The organism is Micromonospora parastrephiae, from assembly GCF_016802865.1.
GTDB classification, from domain to species: domain Bacteria; phylum Actinomycetota; class Actinomycetes; order Mycobacteriales; family Micromonosporaceae; genus Micromonospora; species Micromonospora parastrephiae.
This window is the reverse complement of record NZ_JAEVHM010000030.1, coordinates 1-17,463: the sequence shown is the minus strand read 5'-3', so window position 1 is coordinate 17,463 and position 17,463 is coordinate 1. Positions and strand designations below refer to the sequence as shown.

Here is a 17,463-nt window from a genome sequence, read left to right as displayed (position 1 = left end):
GGATGCCGTGCTGACCACCGTGGTGTTCGACGCCGACGAGACCCTGCTCGATCTGCGCCCGGCGGTGACCGGTGGGCTGATGGCCGTCCTCGACGAGATGCGGCGGCGCACGCCGGTGGCGGCCGACGTGTCCCTCGCCGAACTGGAGTCGGACTGGGGCGCGGTCTTCGGCGAGCTGAGCGCCGCCCCGGTCGCCGAGATCCGCCGTGCCGCGCTGGCCCGGTCGCTGGCCCGAGCCGGCCTGAACGACGACCACCTGGACGAGGCCGCCGCCCTCTTCTTCGCCCGGCGGTTCGCCCTCACCCGGCCCTTCCCGGACGTGCCAACGGCGCTGACCGCCCTGCGCTCCCGGTACACGCTGGGCTTCGCCACCAACGGCAACAGCCGCGCCGAACGCTGCGGGCTCGCCGGCCAGTTCGCCTTCGAGGTGTACGCGCACGAGAACGGCGTGCCCAAGAAACCCGCCCCCGAGTTCTACGCGGCGGTGGTCGCGGCGGCCGGCGTGCCGGCCGCGCAGATCGTGTACGTCGGTGACTCGTGGGAGCACGACGTGGTGGCGCCCCGGCGAGCCGGCCTGCGCTCGGTGTGGTTGAACCGGCACGGCCTGCCGCGCCCGGCCGGACGCCCACCGGACGCCGAGGTGTCCACCCTGGCCGACCTGCCGGCAGCGCTCGCCGATCTACCGGCGAGGCCGTCCGACCGGGTGGAAGCGTCTATCGAGCCGGGCGGATGAACGAGAGATTCACCGCTATAACGGACGTTCACCTGGCATAAACCCGCCGGGTGCTGTGTGATGGCTGCCACGTCCCTCAACGAGAGGATCCGATGTGGTGAGCAAGCGCTTCACCGCCGGCGCCGTCGCGACCGCGGCAGTGCTGGCAATTACGGCAGCGGGCCTGGGCGTACCAGCCAGCGCCGCGCCGAGCAACTCCCGCACCTTCACCGTCGTCGCGGAGGACGGCGTCGCCGCCGACACGGCCGTCGCCGCGATCCGGGCAGCCGGTGGCACGGTGGTGTCCCGGTCCGACGAGGTCGGCATGTTCCAGGTGACCAGCGACCGGGCCGACTTCGCGACCCGGGCGACCGCCGCCCCGAGCCTGATCGGCGCCGCCGAGCAGAAGGCCATCGGCCGCAAGCCGAAGCTGGACCGCGTCGAGCAGGAGCACCTGACGGCCGCCACGGCCGCCGCCGGTGCCGCTGCCCGGAAGGGCGCCAAGCTGGACCCGCTCGACGAGAAGCTGTGGGGCCTGGAGATGATCCGGGCCGACAAGGCGCGCAAGATCGAGCCGGGCGACCGTCGGGTGACCGTCGGCGTGCTGGACACCGGCGTCGACGCCAGCAACCCGGACATCGCGCCGAACTTCAACTGGGCGCTGTCGCGCAACTTCGCGCCGGACCTGACCGACGTGGACGGTCCCTGCGAGGTGCCGAGCTGCCTCGACGCGGTGGGCACCGACGACGGCGGGCACGGCACCCACGTGGCGGGCACCATCGGCGCCGCCGCCAACGGCTTCGGCCTCTCCGGTGTCGCCCCGAACGTCTCGCTGGTCGAGCTGAAGGGTGGCCAGGACTCCGGCTACTTCTTCCTCGACCCGGTCGTCAACGCCCTCGTCTACGCCGGCCGGACCGGGATCGACGTGGTCAACATGTCGTTCTACGTCGACCCGTGGCTCTACAACTGCACCGCCAACCCGGCGGACTCTCCCGAGGACCAGGCCGAGCAGCGGGCCATCATCAAGGCGATGAAGCGGGCCCTGGTCTTCGCCCACAACAAGGGCGTCACCCTGGTCGGCGCGCTCGGCAACAACAACGAGGACCTGGGCGCACCCCGCACCGACGTGACGAGCCCCGACTACGGCGCCGTCCCGTACCCCCGGCCTATCGACAACGAGAGCTGCTGGGACATGCCCACCGAGGGCCCGCACGTGATCGGGGTGTCGTCGGTCGGCCCGTCCGGCAAGAAGTCGGACTTCTCCAACTACGGCACCGAGCAGATCTCGGTCGCCGCGCCGGGCGGTTGGTTCCGGGACGGCTTCGGCACGGACACCTCCCGGAGCCCGGCCAACATGATCCTCTCCACGTACCCGCTGAAGGTGCTCCAGGAGGAGCCGATCTCGCCGACCATCCCGGACCCCCGGGTGGACGCGGACGGCAACATCGACCCGCGGATCGCCAATGAGGTCTTCAAGCAGTGCAAGGCCAACGGTGAGTGCGGCTACTACACCTATCTCCAGGGCACCTCGATGGCGTCCCCGCACGCCGCCGGGGTGGCCGCGCTGATCGTCAGCCGGTACGGCAAGCCGCAGAGCCGGGGTGGCTTCGGGATGTCGCCGGACCTGGTCGAGCAGCACCTCTACCGCACGGCCGCCGAGCACGCCTGCCCGGAGCCGCGCCTGCAGCAGTACCGCAACGAGGGCCGTGACGAGACCTACGACGCGTACTGCGCCGGTGGGGTCAACTTCAACGGCTTCTACGGGTACGGCATCGTCGACGCCTACGCGGCGGTGAACACCCCGCTCAAGCCGAGCGCCCGCCCGTAAGGCACCGCCTCGGGGCCCGGTCGACCACGGTCGACCGGGCCCCAACCTTGATCGACTCGGATTCCTTGAGGACGGGGTGTCAACCCTCGCGGGACAGCACGGTTTCCAGGAACGCGAGATGATTCCGCCTGGTCGGGTCCGGGGGATCACCGACGCCAGCCGCGGGCGACCAAAGCGGCGCGCACCTCGCGGAGCACTGCCGGGAACTCGGCGTGCAGGCGTCGGCTGGTCACATGCAGCACCAGCCAACCCGCGCTGACGAGCAGGTTCAGCCGCCGGCGGTCGCGGTGCAGCTGATCCGCGTCCGCATGCCATTGTCCGTCGTACTCGACCGCTACCCGATACTCCGGCCACGCCAGATCGGGGTGCAGTACGACGCCGTTGGGCAGGCGTACCGGATGTTGGACGCTGGGGCGCGGCAGCCCGCCGAGTACCAACCGCACCCGCAACTGCGATTCCGGCGGGGACTGGGCTCCGGCGTCAGTCAGATCGAAGAGCCACTGTGCGCGTCGTCCGCCAGGCCGATTCGCGTTGCGCGCGGCGATCCCGGTCAGTGCGGCGCGGTCGGTCAACCCTTGTCCGAGCAGCGAGTCGACGATCGTGACCGCGCGGACCGGATCGAGCCAGACGGCCGTCTCCCAGGCGGCCCGGCCGGGGTCGGAGCGGGGAATCGGTCCACCCGGACCGCAGACGGGCGTCAGCGTGGGGGCCGGCATCAGGCCGTGGCCGGGTGCCACGGTGCTGCCCGGCTCGGCCACCACGGCGTCCTGTCGGGGCGGCGGCCCGGCCGGGCGTGGGGACGTCCCGACGTTCGGTAATTGCCCCGCCAGACGTGCCGTGATCGGAGGGCGGGCCGTGCTTCGCCGGGGCGTGCTCGGTGGATGCGACGCGCTCGGTGGTCGGGCCGTGCTCGTCGGCCGGCTGGCGCCCGAGGGGAACTCGGCCGGCTGTCTCGGCCCGATGTCGAAGGGCGGGGTGAAGGCGTTGACGTGTACGCGGAGGCCACGCTGTGCGCCGACCCGCAGTTGCCGGGGCACGACGACGTGCACGTCATCGGTGAAGGTGGCGGCGTGTTCGATGCCGTGCAGGTAGGCGGCCGACGGGCCCCCGACCACCACGCCGGGCGGTAGCCGAAGGAGGGTGGCGCGACAGGCCAGGGCGTGGTCGCGTTCCAGTCGCGCGTCGGCGTAGATGTCGTGGCGTAGCCGCACCCACGCGGCGCTGCGCAACTGATGCTCGCTGAGAAGGCCGTCCCGGACAGCGTCGGAGCCGCGGAAGACCTGCCAGGTCAGGGCGTCGGGTCGGTGCGGACGAGGTGGCATGTCGAGCAGCGTGCCGAACGCCTCCCACCCGTCGAAACCCTTGTGGACAACCCGACCTGAGCCCTCAGCGGCACCTGTGGACAACCGCGAGACCACCTGCCGATCGTGGTATGGCAGCGGCTTTGATCCACTCGCGTTCATGGAAATCGGGCTGTCGCGAGCGCTGCGACGCCCCGCTTTCCATGAACCCGAGTTGATCAAAGCCTCGGGCAGTTGATCGGGTGGTCAGCGGAGGGCGGCGGCGACGGCCGTGGCGGCGGCCAACACCTGGGGGCCGACCAGGCCGACGTCCAACGGGGCGAGCGCGACCACGCCGACGCTCGCCTCCAGCCCGGGTACGCCGAGCACCGGCGCGGCCACCCCGTACGCCCCGGACTGCAACTCGCCACTGCTGCTCACCGGTTCCGCCACCCCGGCGCGGCCGGCCAGGATGGCCCGCCCTGCCGCCCCCCCGCTCCAGCGGATGCCGCGCCCCCGTGCGGTACGCGACGTGGAACGACGTCCAGCTGGGCTCGACCACGGCCAGTGCGACGCCCTCTCCACCCTCGACCACGGTCAGGTGCGCGGTCGCACCGGCCTGCTCGGCGAGCCGACGCAGGGCCGGCAGGGCACCCTCGGCGAGCAGGGGTTGGGCACGTCGGGCCAGGTGCAGCACCCCGGCGCCGAGGCGGAGCCGCCCGTCGGCGTCGCGGCGCAGCATCCCGTGCCCGGTCAGTGGACCGACCAGCCGGTAGACGGCGGCCCGGCCGATGCCGAGCCGGGTCGCGACCTCGGTGACGGTCAGCCCGCCCGGTGCGTCGGCGACCAGGTGCAGCAGCCGCAGTCCCCGGTCCAGCGTCTGCGCCATCTCCCCGCCCCGCCCGACGGTCGCAACGACCGGACCCGCGACCGCGTCGGCCAGGCCCGCGTCGGCGTCGGAGTTGCCGGCGCGGGCGGGTGGTTCACCGGAGCGTGCGGTCGCATCCACGCCTGGCAGCGTACGACCCGGCACCGGCGGACCCGGACAGGCGTGGACGGCTACCCTTGTACGGTGACGCTACGCATGTATGACACCGCCACCCGATCGGTGCGGGACTTCGTCCCGCGGGAAGCCGGCAAGGTGGGGGTCTACTTGTGTGGTCTCACCCTTCAGTCTCCGCCGCACATCGGCCACCTTCGCTCCGGCGTCAACTATGACGTGCTGCGCCGCTGGCTGCTGGCCGCCGGTTACGAGGTCACCTTCATCCGCAACCTGACCGACATCGACGACAAGATCCTGGTCAAGGCTGGTGAGCAGGGCCGGCCGTTCTGGTCGATCGCGTACGCCAACGAGTTGATCCTCGCCGAGTCGTACCGGGCGCTGAACGTGCTGGCCCCCACCTACGAGCCGCGCGCCACCGGCCACATCCCGGAGATGCACGAGCTGATCACAAAATTGATCGGTGACGGGCACGCCTACCCGGCCACCGACGGCTCCGGTGACGTCTACTTCGACGTGGCGTCCTGGCCGGCGTACGGGTCGTTGTCAGGTCAGTCCCCGGACGCGATGCAGTCGGCCGGCGACGCCCCCGACCGGGGCAAACGGGATCCGCGCGACTTCGCGCTCTGGAAGGGCGCCAAGCCGGAGGAGCCGGCCGACGCCTACTGGCCGTCGCCGTGGGGGCTGGGTCGCCCGGGCTGGCACATCGAGTGCTCTGCCATGTGCTGGCGGTACCTGGGCGCCGAGTTCGACATCCACGGCGGCGGACTGGACCTGACGTTCCCGCACCACGAGAACGAGATCGCCCAGTCCCAGGCGGCCGGGCTGCCGTTCGCCCGCTACTGGGTGCACCACGGGCTGCTCAACATCGGCGGGGCCAAGATGGGCAAGTCGGCGGGGAACGCGCTGGGCCTGGCGTACGTGGAGTCGCTGGGGGTGCGGCCGGTGGAGCTGCGCTACTACTACGCCGCCGCCCACTACCGCTCCGTGATCGACTACTCGGAGGATTCGCTGCGCGACGCGGCCACCGCGTACCGCCGGATCGAGGGTTTCGTGCAGCGAGCCGCCGAGCAGGTCGGTGCCGGGCAGTTCGGCGAGCTTCCGGCCGGCTTCGTCGCCGCCATGGACGACGACCTCAACACGTCCGCCGCCCTGGCCGTGCTGCAACAGCACATCCGGGACGGCAACACGGCGCTCAGCGCCGGCGACGATGTGACCGTCCGCACCACCCTGGCCGCGGTGCGGGCAATGCTGGATATCCTCGGCATCGACCCCCTCGACCCGGCCTGGACCGGTGGCGGCCGCTCGGATGACCTGCGTGCCGTGGTGGACTCCCTGATCGCGCTGGCCCTGGAGCAGCGCGCGCAGGCCCGGGGCCGCAAGGACTGGACCGCCGCCGACGCGGTACGCGACCAGCTCAAGCTGGCCGGCGTGGTGGTCGAGGACACCCCCCAGGGCCCCCGTTGGACTATTGGAGAGCAGGACTGATGGCCGGCAACTCACAGCGCCGTGGCCGGCGACTGACGCCGAAGGCGGGTGCCCCCAAGGGCTCCGGCGGCAAGAACAAGGACTCCCTCGCCGGGCGGGGGCGCACGCTGCCCGCCGACGAGCGACCGTGGCACAAGGGTTACTCGGGCACCGAGAAGCTGCCCCAGCGCACCGCCTGGAAGCAGGACAAGGAGCGTCGGGCGGCGGCCGAGGAGGGGCGTCCCCCGAAGATCGGTCAGCCGGGCAGCAAGGACACCACCTGGGGCAAGGGCGGCGGCCGGGGTGTGCCGGGCGGCCGGGGTGGCGCTGCCGGTCGGGGTGGTGCCGCCGGTCGGGGTGGTAAGCCCGCCGGCCGGACCGGTCCGCGGGTCGCGCCGGGGCGCAAGTCGAACCCTTCCAAGGACACCCCGGAGCTGCTGGTCGGGCGCAACCCGGTGCTGGAGGCGCTGCGCGCCCAGGTGCCGGCAACGGCGCTCTACACCGCGCAGGGCATCGACATGGACGACCGGATCAACGAGATCATCCGGACCGCCGCCGACCGAGGCATCGCCAACCTGGAGATCAGCCGGGCCGAACTGGACCGGATGACCGGCGGGGTGCTGCACCAGGGCGTCGGGTTGCAGGTGCCGCCCTTCGCGTACCAGCCGTTCGACGACATGGTCGCCGCCGCCCTGGAGCAGCAGGCGCCGCTGCTGGTCGCGCTGGACGGCGTCACCGACCCGCGCAACCTGGGTGCCGTGATCCGTTCGGCCGCCGCGTTCGGCGCGCAGGGTGTCTTCGTACCCGAGCGGCGGGCCGCCGGGATCACCGCGACCGCCTGGCGGACCAGCGCCGGAGCGGCCGCGCGGGTGCCGGTGGCGCAGGTGACCAACCTGACCCGGTCGTTGAAGGCGTGCCGTGAGGCCGGCTTCATGGTGGTCGGCCTGGACGCCGACGGCGACACCGACCTGTACGACCTGGAGGCCGCGGTCGGTCCGCTGGTGGTGGTGGTCGGCTCCGAGGGGCGCGGGCTGTCCCGGCTGGTCGGGGAGACCTGTGACCTGACCGTCAGCATTCCGATGATCTCCGAGGTGGAGTCGCTGAACGCCAGCGTGGCCGCCGCGGTCACCCTGGCCGAGGTCGCCCGCCGGCGGGCCGTCGAGCTGTAACGACGTCCACGAGGCCCCTTCCCGCACCAGCGGGAGGGGGCCTCGTCGTTCCGTCAGATCTGACGGGTCCACGCGACGAAGAGCAGCGCCCCGGCCAACGCCATCAGCAGCGCGGTCGGGATCAGCCAGCGTGGACGCGGTTCCCCGTCGAGGCTCCGGGTCAGCCGTTGGTGCACGGCGGCGATGCCGATCAGCGCGGCCAGCCCGGCGGCGGACAGCGGCAGGCCGACGAGGAAGTGCGCCAGCCACGCTCCGGCCCGGGTCGGACCACCCCAGGAATGGGTGTACGGGCCGGGGTCCACCACCCCGTACAGCACGCCGCGCAACACCGTCAGCAGCTCCACGCCGAGCGGCAGCAGCGCCACGGCACCGAGGAGCAGGCTGAGCAGCGCGTGGCCCAGCACCGCGACGGGACCGGTTCGTCGGCCGGGCGTGGCTGACGGCGGCATCCCGAGCAGCCCGCTACGCAGGGCCCGCCACCGTGCGACGGCGGCACCGGCTCCGCCCAGCGGGGCGGTCACCAGCGCGAACAGGGCGACCGGCACCAGCGTCGCGCAGTAGGCGAGGCTGCGGCCGGCCAGGCGGGCCGTCCGGTACGGCCGGGAACGCCCGGTGGGGTGAGCGGCGGAGGTGGCGGGAACGGTGGGCACGGCGTCTCCTCGGGTCGGGAAGCCGTGACGGTACGAGCGCGACCTGCCGAGCCGAGTCATTCCACAGAGCCATCTCCGCGCTGGCTCCGCGGGGTGAGAACCGACCGCCGGTACGACGGAAGGGGCGGCCCGCCGAAGCGGACCGCCCCTTCCGGTGCGGCGTTACGTCAGATCCGGCTGCCGGTGGCGGCGTGGAAGACGTGGCTGCGGCCGGTGCGCGGCTTGACGAACACGGTGTCACCCATGTTCGGCATGGTGCGCCGGTCGGTGCGGACGACGAACCGCTCCGAGTTGCCACCCAGCGCGGCGTGGCCGTAGACGTTCGCGTCCGAGCCGAGGTCCTCGACGAGCTCGACGACGACGGGCATGCCGCCCTCGGTCGGGCTGACCAGGTCGCAGTCCTCCGGGCGGAAGCCCACGGTCACCTTGCCGTCGCCACCCTCGGCGCGGGCCGCCGCGACCTGCTCGCGGGTCAGCGGGATGTGCAGCTCGGCGAACTCGGCGCCCTGCTCGTTCAGCGGGACGGTCTTGATGTTCATGGCGGGGGAGCCCATGAAGCCGGCGACGAAGACGTTGGCCGGGGTGTCGTAGAGCGCCCGCGGGGTGTCCACCTGCTGGAGGACACCGTCGAGCAGCACGGCGACCCGGTGGCCCATGGTCATGGCCTCGACCTGGTCGTGCGTGACGTAGACCGTGGTGACCCCCAGCTTGGCCTGCAGCGAGGCGATCTGGGTACGGGTCTGCACACGCAGCTTGGCGTCGAGGTTCGACAGCGGCTCGTCCATGAGGAAGACCTGCGGCTCGCGGACGATCGCCCGACCCATCGCGACACGCTGACGCTGACCACCGGAGAGCGCCTTTGGCTTGCGGCTCAGGTACTCCTCCAACTGGAGCAGCCCGGCCGCCTCCTTGACCCGCCGGTCGATTTCCGACTTGGAGGTCTTGCGCAGCTTGAGGGCGAACGCCATGTTCTCGTACACCGTCATGTGCGGGTAGAGGGCGTAGTTCTGGAAGACCATCGCGATGTCGCGGGCCTTCGGGGGGAGGTGGGTGACGTCACGCTGGTCGATGTAGATCGAACCGGCGTCGACGTCCTCCAGGCCGGCGAGCATCCGCAGGCTGGTGGACTTGCCGCAACCGGAGGGGCCGACCAGAACGAGGAACTCCCCGTCGCCGATCTCGAGGTCCAGCTCGTTGACGGCGGGACGCTCTTGGCCCGGGTAAATCCGGGACGCCTTGGAATAGGTGACCGTAGCCATGGTGAAGCGCTTCCTTTCACCGGCAGGAACGTGCCGGACGATCCGAGTGAAGGAGCGACCGGCACGTGTCCGTGCCGGTCAGCGAACGGTGGCCCGGCCGCGGGGGGCGGCCTGGATGTCGTCCGTGTCACTGCACCGTAAACGGGTTTCCCCGCGCTGCCAAGGCGGGGAGGGCCGAACGTGGCCCATCACCTACGCATTCCGGTCAGTCGGGCACGGTCACACATCAATCGACGCCGCGCCAAACCGGCGTGCGTCGGGTTGTTGACGTTTCCCGTGCTCGGGAGCCCTCGCGAGCGGGATATCCGGACGTCACTCGCTATGCTGACCACGACGCACGCGCCCCTGTAGCTCAGCTGGCCAGAGCACTCGCCTTGTAAGCGAGATGTCGCCGGTTCGATCCCGGCCGGGGGCTCCAATTGCACCAGGCTTCTCCCGACCGGCTCTGCCGCGAAGGAAGGACGAGGCTGTGGTCCTTCCGCGTCTCGGCGAGCTGCCGCAGCCTTCCGGGATTTCTGCTCAGCGAGGCAATTTGTCGCGGAGGTCTTCGACGCGGCGGTCGAGCCGGTCCACGGCGTCCTCGTTGTTGAGGAAGGTGGTGATTCCAGCGGCGAACGCGAGGGCTACCAGCACCGCCAGGATGCTGAGGATGAGGCCACCGATCGCGAGTCCGCGGCCGGTGACACCGGGGCGTCGCGACATTCGCATTCCGATGATGGCGAGGATGATGCCGATGATCCCGAGCAGTAGTCCGACCGCTGACAGGATCACGGTGAGGACGCTGAACAGGGCGGCGACTCCGAACACGAGCGCGAATGCGGCTGCGGAGCTGGTCTTGACAGCGGTTCCGGATTCGCTCGTCGGGTGAGGAATGGGATGGATCGGTTGGTTGGGGGAAGCACCCGCCGGTGGGTTTGACGCCGCCATAGCTACCTCGTCTCCGCGCATCGGCCGCGCACCGGCGGCAGGTCGGCCGGGACTACCCGATCTGTCGGCGGTTATGCCAGCAGGGCACGTTCACCCCGACTGACACCCGGCCAGCGCCGTCAGCCGAGATCAGGGGTGGTGCATGGCGTGGACGTGGCCGGGTACGCGGCGGGTTGACACGCGAGAGGAAGGACGACCGATGCGACTCACTGATCAGCAGGTGCGTTCGCTGTACGGGCAGGACGTCCAGGACCGCTCCGGTGCCAAGATCGGTAAGGTCGGCCAGGTGTGGGCCGACGCCGAGGGGCGTCCGACGTGGGTCAGTGTGAAGACTGGCGTCATGGGTCATCACGAGTCGATGGCTCCGTTGGGTGACGCGCGGATGCAGGACGGGCGGTTGATGGTCGCCTACGACAAGGCGATGGTTAAGAGCGCACCGACCGTGCAGCCGGACACCGACCAGCCGCTGAACGCCGACCAGACCGCGCAGTTGTTTGCGCACTACCGGATTCAGCAGCAGGCGCCGCGACAGGCTCCGCAGAGCGGTGGCGACGTGATCCGCTCGGAGGAGCGGCTGCGTGTCGGCACGGAAAGCCAGCCGGCGGGCAAGGCGGTGCTGCACAAGTATGTGGTTACCGAAGATGTGCACACCACGGTGCCCGTTGAGCACGACGAGGCCTATGTGCAGCGCGAGCCGATCACCGCGGCGAACGCGGGCAACGCGCGCGCCGATATCGGCGAGAGCGAGCAGGAGATGACCCTGCGGGCCGAGCGGCCGGTGGTCGGCAAGGAACAGGTGCCCGTCGAGCGAGTTCGTCTGGCCAAGGACGAGGTGGTCCAGGACCAGGCCGTCGACGACCGGGTCCGCCACGAAGAGGTTGAGGCGAACATCCCGGAGCCCAGCCGCCGACGGCGGTAACGAGCGCTGGGCCGGCAGCTCGGACGCGCGCTGCTGTGCCGGAATCGCTGGGGGCGGGCGGGTCTCGGACCCGCGCGCCCTCGCCCGCACCCTCGACCGGCTCTCGAGCGGCGTCTTCGAAGGCGAGGATGAGTGTTCTGGATCCGAACTGACCTGTCGCCCTGAGCTGCGGTTCCCTCCTGCGAGAGCCCGCTGTCAGGGAGACTGGACCCATCAGCGGCGGTTCGCTTTTCGACCTCCACGGCACCACGGGAGGTCGTGTACCTGCTTGGTCGTGGCTGAGGGCGCAGCCGGCGAGCTGTCCGGCGTGGCTGATGAGGAGTGGCGAGGGTGAGCGATACGGATCTTGGTGCCCGCAGTGACCGGGGCAGTGAATACGCCGATCTCTCCCGCCTGGTTCGAGGCGCCGGCCTTCTCGACCGGCAGCCCCGCCGCTACGCGGCGCGGGTGACGGTGGTGCTGGGCAGCCTCGGGGTGATGGGGGTGGTGTTCGTCCTGCTCGGGCCGTCCTGGTGGCAGACCGCCACCGCCGCCGTCGTCGCGGGACTCCTCGCACAACTGGCGTTTCTTGGTCACGACGCCGGGCATCGGCAGATCTTCAGCTCTCGCCGGGCGAACGATGTGGTTGGTCTGGTCTGTGGCAACCTGCTGACCGGGATCAGTTATGGCTGGTGGGTCGACAAGCACAACCGTCACCACGCCCACCCGAACACCGAGGGCCACGACCCCGACATCAATGTGGTGCCACTGTCCTTCACCCCGGGGCAGGCCGCGACGCAGCGTGGCCTGCGGGCGCTGTTCGTCCGGCACCAGGCGGCGCTGTTCTTCCCCCTGCTGATGGTCGAGGGTTTGCATCTGCACGCCGCCAGCGTCCGGGCGATCATCACCCGCCGTGGGATCCGGCACCGACCGGTGGAGGCCGGACTGCTCGTCCTGCACGTCGCCGGTTACCTCGGTGCCGTGTTCCTGGTCCTGAGCGTTCCGCAGGCGATCGTGTTCATCCTGGTCAATCAGGCGCTCTTCGGCCTTTACCTGGGCAGCTCCTTCGCCCCGAACCACAAGGGGATGCCCATCCTGACCGAGGCCGACGACCTCGACTACCTACGCCGGCAGGTCCTCACCTCACGCAACGTGCGCGGCGGTCGACTCCTCGACGCACTGCTCGGTGGGCTCAACTACCAGATCGAACACCACCTCTTCCCCAGCATGCCCCGACCGAACCTGCGCCACGCCCAGCCACTGATCCGCCAGTTCTGCGCCGACCACGCCATCGCCTACCACGAAACCACTTTGATCCAGTCCTGGATGCAGGCGCTGGCCCACCTGCGGGCGGTCGGCGCGAGACGATCGAGCACCGACTGAGACCGCCGGGAAAGACCGGGCGGTAGGGGGTCGACGGGGGCGAGCCGGGTACTCGCCCCGTCGAGCACGAGGCAGAGTTGCCCGAACCAACGGGAGATCACCATGCAGCGGAGTTCACGCGCACTCCGGGACCTCAATGCGGCCGAGGCTTGCGTGACGATTCGGCGCACCGTGGAGGACACCTTCGGGTTCTATCGGGACTTCACGAATCTCCCGCGCTTCCTGGGTGACGTCATGAATGTGGAAGAGACCGGGCCGGGCGTCTCTCGGTGGACGATCCAGGGCCCGCTGGGTATTCCAATCAAGTGGACGATAAGGGTGCTCGAGGAGCGCGCGAACGAGTTGATTCGCTACGAGACGGTAGCTTCGACCGGCCTGAGCACCTGCTGGGAAGTCTCTTTCAGGCCTGGGCCCGAGGCCGGGCAGACGGAGGTCCGTGAGGTGATAAAGACACCTTTCGGGAGGTTGGGCCGCGTCGGCCTCGCTCTGATGGGGAGACCTCCGGCCGGCGAGGTGCAGTCGAATCTGCAACGGCTGAAGGAGTTGCTGGAGGACGGAGTGGTGACGCACACCGAGCACGCCGTGGCCGGGAAATTCGCACGCGACCAATGAGCAGAGGTCAGCCGGGGCTGACGGCAGCCGGGTCGACGACTTGAGTCGAGCGCAGCACCGGACCGGCCGGAGAGCCGCCCCGCCGCGAGCGCAAGTAACCTGGGCCTGCCAGCGGACAGAGCGAGACGAGGCCTGATGAGTCGCGCCGTGGAGGAGTCGAACCGGGCGATGCTGCGTGCCCGGGACGCGATGGACCGGGCGTACGCCGAGCCGCTGGACATTCCGGCGTTGGCCCGGATCGCGCACGTCTCGGAGGCCCATTTCATCCGGACCTTCCGGGCCACGTTCGGCGAGACCCCGCACCGCTACCTGCAACGTCGCCGGGTGGAGCGGGCGATGTCGTTCCTGGTGGAGACCGGGCGGGACGTGACCGACATCTGCTTCGCGGTCGGCTTCAGCAGCCTGGGCACGTTCAGCCGGACGTTCCGGGAGATCGTCGGGGAGTCACCGACGAGCTTCCGCCGGCGGGCCACACCGACCAACGTGCCGTCGTGCTTCGCCAAGGCCTGGACCAGACCCAGCAGTTTTGGATAAGCAGCAGGTCACGGTGCACGGCTAGCGTGATTGCCATGACGATGAACGCGATCAGCCGCTCCCAGATCTACGTCCTCGACCAGGACGAGGCGCTCGACTTCTACGTGAACAAGCTCGGCATGGAGGTCAACACCGACCAGGACCTCGGTTTCATGCGCTGGTTGACGGTCAACCTGCCCGGCGACCCGGAGCGCGAGATCCTGCTGGAGAAGCCGGGCCCGCCGGCGCTGGACCCGGCCACCGCCGAGCAGGTCCGGGAGCTGCTCACCAAGGGTGCCCTCGGTGGGTACCTCTTCATGACCACCGACGACGCCCGCAAGACGCACGAGGATCTCGTGGCGAAGGGCGTGGAGATCACCGACGAGCCGACGGAGCGCCCGTACGGGATCGACTTCGGCATCCGGGACCCGTTCGGCAACCGGATCCGTATTGGCCAGATGTTCCCGCGCGCCTAGTCGGCGCACCGCTGCGGGACCGGAGGCGCGGGGTCGACCCCGCGCCTTTCGGTGTGTTGGGGTGGGGGCATGATCACCCGCCTGTTGTACCTGGCCCGACACGGTGAGCAGGACCTGACCGAGCCCGCTGGGTCCGACCCGGCCGAGCCGGGGGAGCCGGATTCCGGCCTGTCGGCGCGCGGCCGGCGGCAGGCCACGCTGCTCGGCGAGCGACTGCGGGGCCGCCGCTTCGCCGCCGTTCACCACGGGCCGCTGCTCCGGGCCGCGCAGACCGCCGAGCTGGTTGCCGCGTCGCTGCCGGGGGTTCCGGTGTACGCGACGGAGTTGGCCGGTGACCACCTCCCGCACGACACGGATCCGGCCGACCTGCCGCCCGCGTACGCCGAGTTTCTGGCGCAGTTTCCGGCGGCCGCGCGGGTCGACGGGCCGCGGGTGACGGCGGCGACGGTACGGCGTTTCGCCGGGCCCGCCGTCGACGGTGACGCAGATGACGAGCCGGTCCGCGAGCTGATCGTGACGCACAACTTCCTGATCGGCTGGCTGGTCCGGCACGCGCTCGACGCGCCCGAGCGGCGGTGGCTGGGCTTGAACTCGCACAACGCGGGGCTGACCGTGATCCGGTACGGGCCGGCCGGCCCGCCGAACCTGGTCGCCTTCAACGACGTGGCGCACCTGCCGTCGGAGCTGCGGGGCACCGGCCTGCCCGCGGACTACCTGGTCTGAGCACCGGCATCAGTCGGTGGCCCGCAGGACCAGCTCGACCACCGCGCGGGTGGCCGGTGGCGGGGTCACCTCGCTCGGGCAGTCGACGTACCCGGTCTCGATGGCGCCGACGGTCAGTCGGTAGCTGAACGCGTCCGCGCATCCGCTCGGGGCGGCTGTCTGGCGTGCCTCGGCGGCTAGGCGGGGGTCGGCGACGAGCCCAACCAACCGGCCGAGGTCGGCGGTGCCGAGCTGGCCGGTACGCCGGCTGCCGGCTCGGTCGACGGCCGTCCACCGGCCGTCCGGCTCGACCGTGACGGCGTCGCCGCGCCCGGCGAAACCGCCGGAGCGCCGCAGCATCACCCGGGGGGCCGCGCCGCTGGGCGTGGGGGCGCCCGGGGAGGCGATGGTCGGTGGGACATCGGTGGCCACGCCGGTCGGGGCCGGGCCGGAAGTGCCCTGCGGTTGGTCCGGGGGGTTGCCGCCGCGGTCGGTGCTGGTGCAGCCGGACAGGAGGGCGACCAGCAGCGCGATGGTGACGCCGGTTGTCGAGGCGGGTCTCATGTCCGTCGGACGCGCGGCCCTCCACGTCGGTTCCCTCGTCACGCGCCCATCCGAGCCGGCCCGTGCCGATGCCCGGGAGCCAGTTCAGCCGAGACCTGACCGTCGCGCGGCCCGGCGGCGACCCCTCGACGGCGCCCGCCGGGTCCGCGCCGTTATGGTCGCCGCACGGCGTACGACGCCGGGGGCAGGTCGGTGGCGTCGGACGGCCGGCGCGGATGGAGGTGGACGTGTCGGACGCGGAGTTGACCGTCGAGGTGACCGGACCGGTGGCGACCGTGACGATCCACAACCCGGCCCGCCGCAACGCGATGACCGCCGCCATGTGGCGGCAGCTTCCCGAACTGCTCGACCACCTGGAACCCGACCCCGACGTACGGGCGCTGGTGCTCACCGGCGCGGGCGACGCCTTCTGCGCCGGCGCGGACCTCGGCGACCTGGCCGAGCTGCTGGACGCCGGCGACACCAGCATCGCGGTGGCCGCCGAGGAGCGGCTCGCCAGCTTCGCCAAACCGACCGTGGCCTCCATCCGGGGTGCCTGCGTCGGGGGCGGAGCCCAACTCGCGGTCGCCTGCGACCTGCGGATCGCGGCCGACGACGCCCGGTTCGGCGTACCCCCGGCCCGGCTCGGGCTGGTCTATCCGGCGCCGACCACCCGCCGGCTGTCCCGGCTGGTCGGCCCGTCCGCCGCGAAGCACCTGCTGTTCACCGCCGAGTTGATCGACGCCCAGCGCGCCCTGCGGATCGGTCTGGTCGACGAGGTGCTGCCGGGCGACCGGCTCGTCGCGCGGGTGGACGACCTCACCGCCACGATCGCCCAGCGCTCGCCGCTGAGCGTCGCCGCCGCCAAGGAGATCATCGACGACCGGGCCGGACCAGCTCGGATCGCCTGGTGGCACCGGAAGGTGGCGACCACCGGCGAGCCCCGGGAAGGGGTCGCGGCGGTCACCGAGCGGCGCCAGCCCCGCTTCGCCTGGCGGCCGACCGACGGCTGACCGCGTCTGCCGTGCGGCCTTCGTGATCGAACTGTCGACGTGCGCTCGGCCACCGCCATTCGACAATCTCGATACCCGGCTGGTGGCTGACCCGGGTGGTACGGCAGGCTGTCCGTCGTGCAGCGTAATGAGTTGCTTGCGGGCCGCTACCGACTTCTGGAGCGCCTGGGCAGCGGCGGCATGTCCGCGGTGCACCGGGCGTACGACGAGGTGCTCGAACGGGACGTCGCCGTGAAGGTGCTCGTCGGCTCGGACGCCAACGCCCGGCAGCGCATCCGCGCCGAGGCCAAGGCGGCGGCCCGGCTGTCGCACCCGCACGTCACCGGCGTCTACGACTTCGGAGAGTCGGTTCTCGACGGTGCGCAGGTTCCGTTCGTGGTGCTGGAGCTGCTCAGCGGCGACACCCTCGAACAACGGCTGGCCGCCGGGCCACTGCCACCCCGTGCCGCCCTGCGGGTCTGCGCCGAGGTGGCGTCGGCGCTCGAGGCCGCGCACGCCCAGGGGCTGGTGCACCGCGACATCAAACCGGCCAACGTGATGCTCACCCCCACCGGCGCGAAGGTGCTCGACTTCGGCATCGCGGCTGCCGTCGGCGATCCGGAAATCGATTTCGAGGGGCGGCTGCTCGGCACGCCGGCCTACCTCGCCCCGGAGCGGCTGGCGGCCGGCGACGTGCTGCCGGCCTGCGACGTGTACGCGCTCGGCCTGCTCCTGTACCGGGCGCTCACCGGTCGGCTGCCCTGGGCCACCGAGGCGCAGACCGGGATGCTGCGCGCCAACGTCCACGTCGAACCGGACCCGCTGCCGGAGATCGACGGTGTGCCGGCCGAGATCCACCGGCTCTACCGCTGGTGCCTGGCCCGCGATCCCGCCGACCGGCCCCCGGCCGCCGAGGCGGCCCGCATCCTGCTCACCGCCTCCGCCGCGCCGGCCGCGGCAGGTGAATCCGCCACGCCGGCCGCGGCAGGTGAATCCGCCGCGCCGGCCGCGGCCAGGCGAATCCGCCGTCCCGGCCCGAGGTGGCCGAAGAC

General features: G+C 71.3%; 17 protein-coding genes, 1 tRNA gene and 1 pseudogene. 13 read left to right on the top strand and 6 right to left on the bottom strand.

The window, feature by feature from the left end:
• Positions 1 to 7: 7 nt before the first annotated feature.
• Together JNW91_RS09310 and JNW91_RS09305 are read left to right on the top strand one after the other, a co-directional pair.
• Positions 8 to 733, top strand: coding sequence for an HAD family hydrolase (locus JNW91_RS09310; protein WP_203174487.1), 726 nt, complete (start codon positions 8 to 10; stop codon positions 731 to 733).
• A gap of 97 nt (positions 734 to 830) precedes the next feature.
• Positions 831 to 2,540, top strand: coding sequence for a S8 family serine peptidase (locus JNW91_RS09305; protein ID WP_203174486.1), 1,710 nt, complete (start codon positions 831 to 833; stop codon positions 2,538 to 2,540).
• A gap of 146 nt (positions 2,541 to 2,686) precedes the next feature.
• Here JNW91_RS09305 and JNW91_RS09300 read toward each other — a convergent pair whose 3' ends face one another.
• Together JNW91_RS09300 and JNW91_RS09295 are read right to left on the bottom strand one after the other, a co-directional pair.
• Positions 2,687 to 3,958, bottom strand: coding sequence for a DUF559 domain-containing protein (locus JNW91_RS09300; protein WP_309244296.1), 1,272 nt, complete (start codon positions 3,956 to 3,958; stop codon positions 2,687 to 2,689).
• A gap of 129 nt (positions 3,959 to 4,087) precedes the next feature.
• A pseudogene (locus tag JNW91_RS09295) lies at positions 4,088 to 4,829 on the bottom strand (IclR family transcriptional regulator).
• Between the two features lie 63 nt (positions 4,830 to 4,892).
• Between JNW91_RS09295 and cysS the strand changes: the two are divergent.
• Complete coding sequence (gene cysS, locus JNW91_RS09290) at positions 4,893 to 6,308, top strand: cysteine--tRNA ligase (RefSeq protein ID WP_203174485.1); 1,416 nt, start codon at positions 4,893 to 4,895, stop codon at positions 6,306 to 6,308.
• A complete protein-coding gene (gene rlmB, locus JNW91_RS09285; RefSeq protein ID WP_203174484.1) occupies positions 6,308 to 7,456 on the top strand; it encodes a 23S rRNA (guanosine(2251)-2'-O)-methyltransferase RlmB in 1,149 nt (382 codons plus the stop codon). The genes cysS and rlmB overlap by 1 nt, the downstream gene beginning before the upstream one ends.
• A 53-nt stretch (positions 7,457 to 7,509) precedes the next feature.
• On the opposite strand, the gene JNW91_RS09280 is transcribed toward rlmB, so the two are convergent.
• Complete coding sequence (locus JNW91_RS09280) at positions 7,510 to 8,106, bottom strand: hypothetical protein (protein WP_203174483.1); 597 nt, start codon at positions 8,104 to 8,106, stop codon at positions 7,510 to 7,512.
• A gap of 167 nt (positions 8,107 to 8,273) precedes the next feature.
• Positions 8,274 to 9,365: an ABC transporter ATP-binding protein gene (locus JNW91_RS09275; protein ID WP_203174482.1), complete on the bottom strand. Its 1,092-nt coding sequence runs from the start codon at positions 9,363 to 9,365 to the stop codon at positions 8,274 to 8,276.
• 341 nt (positions 9,366 to 9,706) lie between these two features.
• Here JNW91_RS09275 and JNW91_RS09270 point away from each other — a divergent pair.
• Positions 9,707 to 9,783, top strand: a tRNA-Thr gene (locus JNW91_RS09270).
• Between the two features lie 101 nt (positions 9,784 to 9,884).
• On the opposite strand, the gene JNW91_RS09265 is transcribed toward JNW91_RS09270, so the two are convergent.
• Positions 9,885 to 10,292 carry a hypothetical protein gene (locus JNW91_RS09265; RefSeq protein ID WP_203174481.1) on the bottom strand — a complete coding sequence of 136 codons (408 nt, stop codon included), beginning with the start codon at positions 10,290 to 10,292 and terminating at the stop codon, positions 9,885 to 9,887.
• 199 nt (positions 10,293 to 10,491) lie between these two features.
• Here JNW91_RS09265 and JNW91_RS09260 point away from each other — a divergent pair, with 199 nt between their 5' ends.
• The 6 genes from JNW91_RS09260 to JNW91_RS09235 all read left to right on the top strand — a co-directional run bounded on the left by JNW91_RS09260 (position 10,492) and on the right by JNW91_RS09235 (position 14,897).
• Entirely contained in the window at positions 10,492 to 11,211 is a 720-nt protein-coding gene (locus JNW91_RS09260; protein WP_203174480.1) for a PRC and DUF2382 domain-containing protein, read from the top strand.
• A 330-nt stretch (positions 11,212 to 11,541) separates the two neighbouring features.
• Positions 11,542 to 12,573 (top strand): fatty acid desaturase family protein, encoded by a 1,032-nt coding sequence (locus JNW91_RS09255; RefSeq protein ID WP_407664287.1) that lies wholly within the window; start codon positions 11,542 to 11,544, stop codon positions 12,571 to 12,573.
• A gap of 102 nt (positions 12,574 to 12,675) precedes the next feature.
• A complete protein-coding gene (locus tag JNW91_RS09250) occupies positions 12,676 to 13,185 on the top strand; it encodes an SRPBCC family protein (RefSeq protein WP_203174478.1) in 510 nt (169 codons plus the stop codon).
• A 135-nt stretch (positions 13,186 to 13,320) separates the two neighbouring features.
• Positions 13,321 to 13,719, top strand: coding sequence for a helix-turn-helix domain-containing protein (locus JNW91_RS09245; protein WP_203174477.1), 399 nt, complete (start codon positions 13,321 to 13,323; stop codon positions 13,717 to 13,719).
• A gap of 35 nt (positions 13,720 to 13,754) precedes the next feature.
• The gene (locus JNW91_RS09240) at positions 13,755 to 14,174 is read left to right on the top strand and encodes a VOC family protein (RefSeq protein ID WP_151490521.1); all 420 of its coding nucleotides are present in this window, start codon (positions 13,755 to 13,757) and stop codon (positions 14,172 to 14,174) included.
• 69 nt (positions 14,175 to 14,243) lie between these two features.
• Positions 14,244 to 14,897 (top strand): histidine phosphatase family protein, encoded by a 654-nt coding sequence (locus JNW91_RS09235; RefSeq protein ID WP_203174476.1) that lies wholly within the window; start codon positions 14,244 to 14,246, stop codon positions 14,895 to 14,897.
• 9 nt (positions 14,898 to 14,906) lie between these two features.
• Here JNW91_RS09235 and JNW91_RS09230 read toward each other — a convergent pair whose 3' ends face one another.
• A complete protein-coding gene (locus tag JNW91_RS09230; RefSeq protein ID WP_203174475.1) occupies positions 14,907 to 15,440 on the bottom strand; it encodes a protealysin inhibitor emfourin in 534 nt (177 codons plus the stop codon).
• 221 nt (positions 15,441 to 15,661) lie between these two features.
• Between JNW91_RS09230 and JNW91_RS09225 the strand changes: the two genes are divergently transcribed.
• Positions 15,662 to 16,432, top strand: a complete 771-nt coding sequence (locus tag JNW91_RS09225; RefSeq protein WP_203174509.1) for an enoyl-CoA hydratase/isomerase family protein — start codon at positions 15,662 to 15,664, stop codon at positions 16,430 to 16,432.
• 117 nt (positions 16,433 to 16,549) lie between these two features.
• The coding region (locus JNW91_RS09220; protein WP_309244295.1) for a serine/threonine-protein kinase at positions 16,550 to 17,463 on the top strand (914 nt) is incomplete at its 3' end.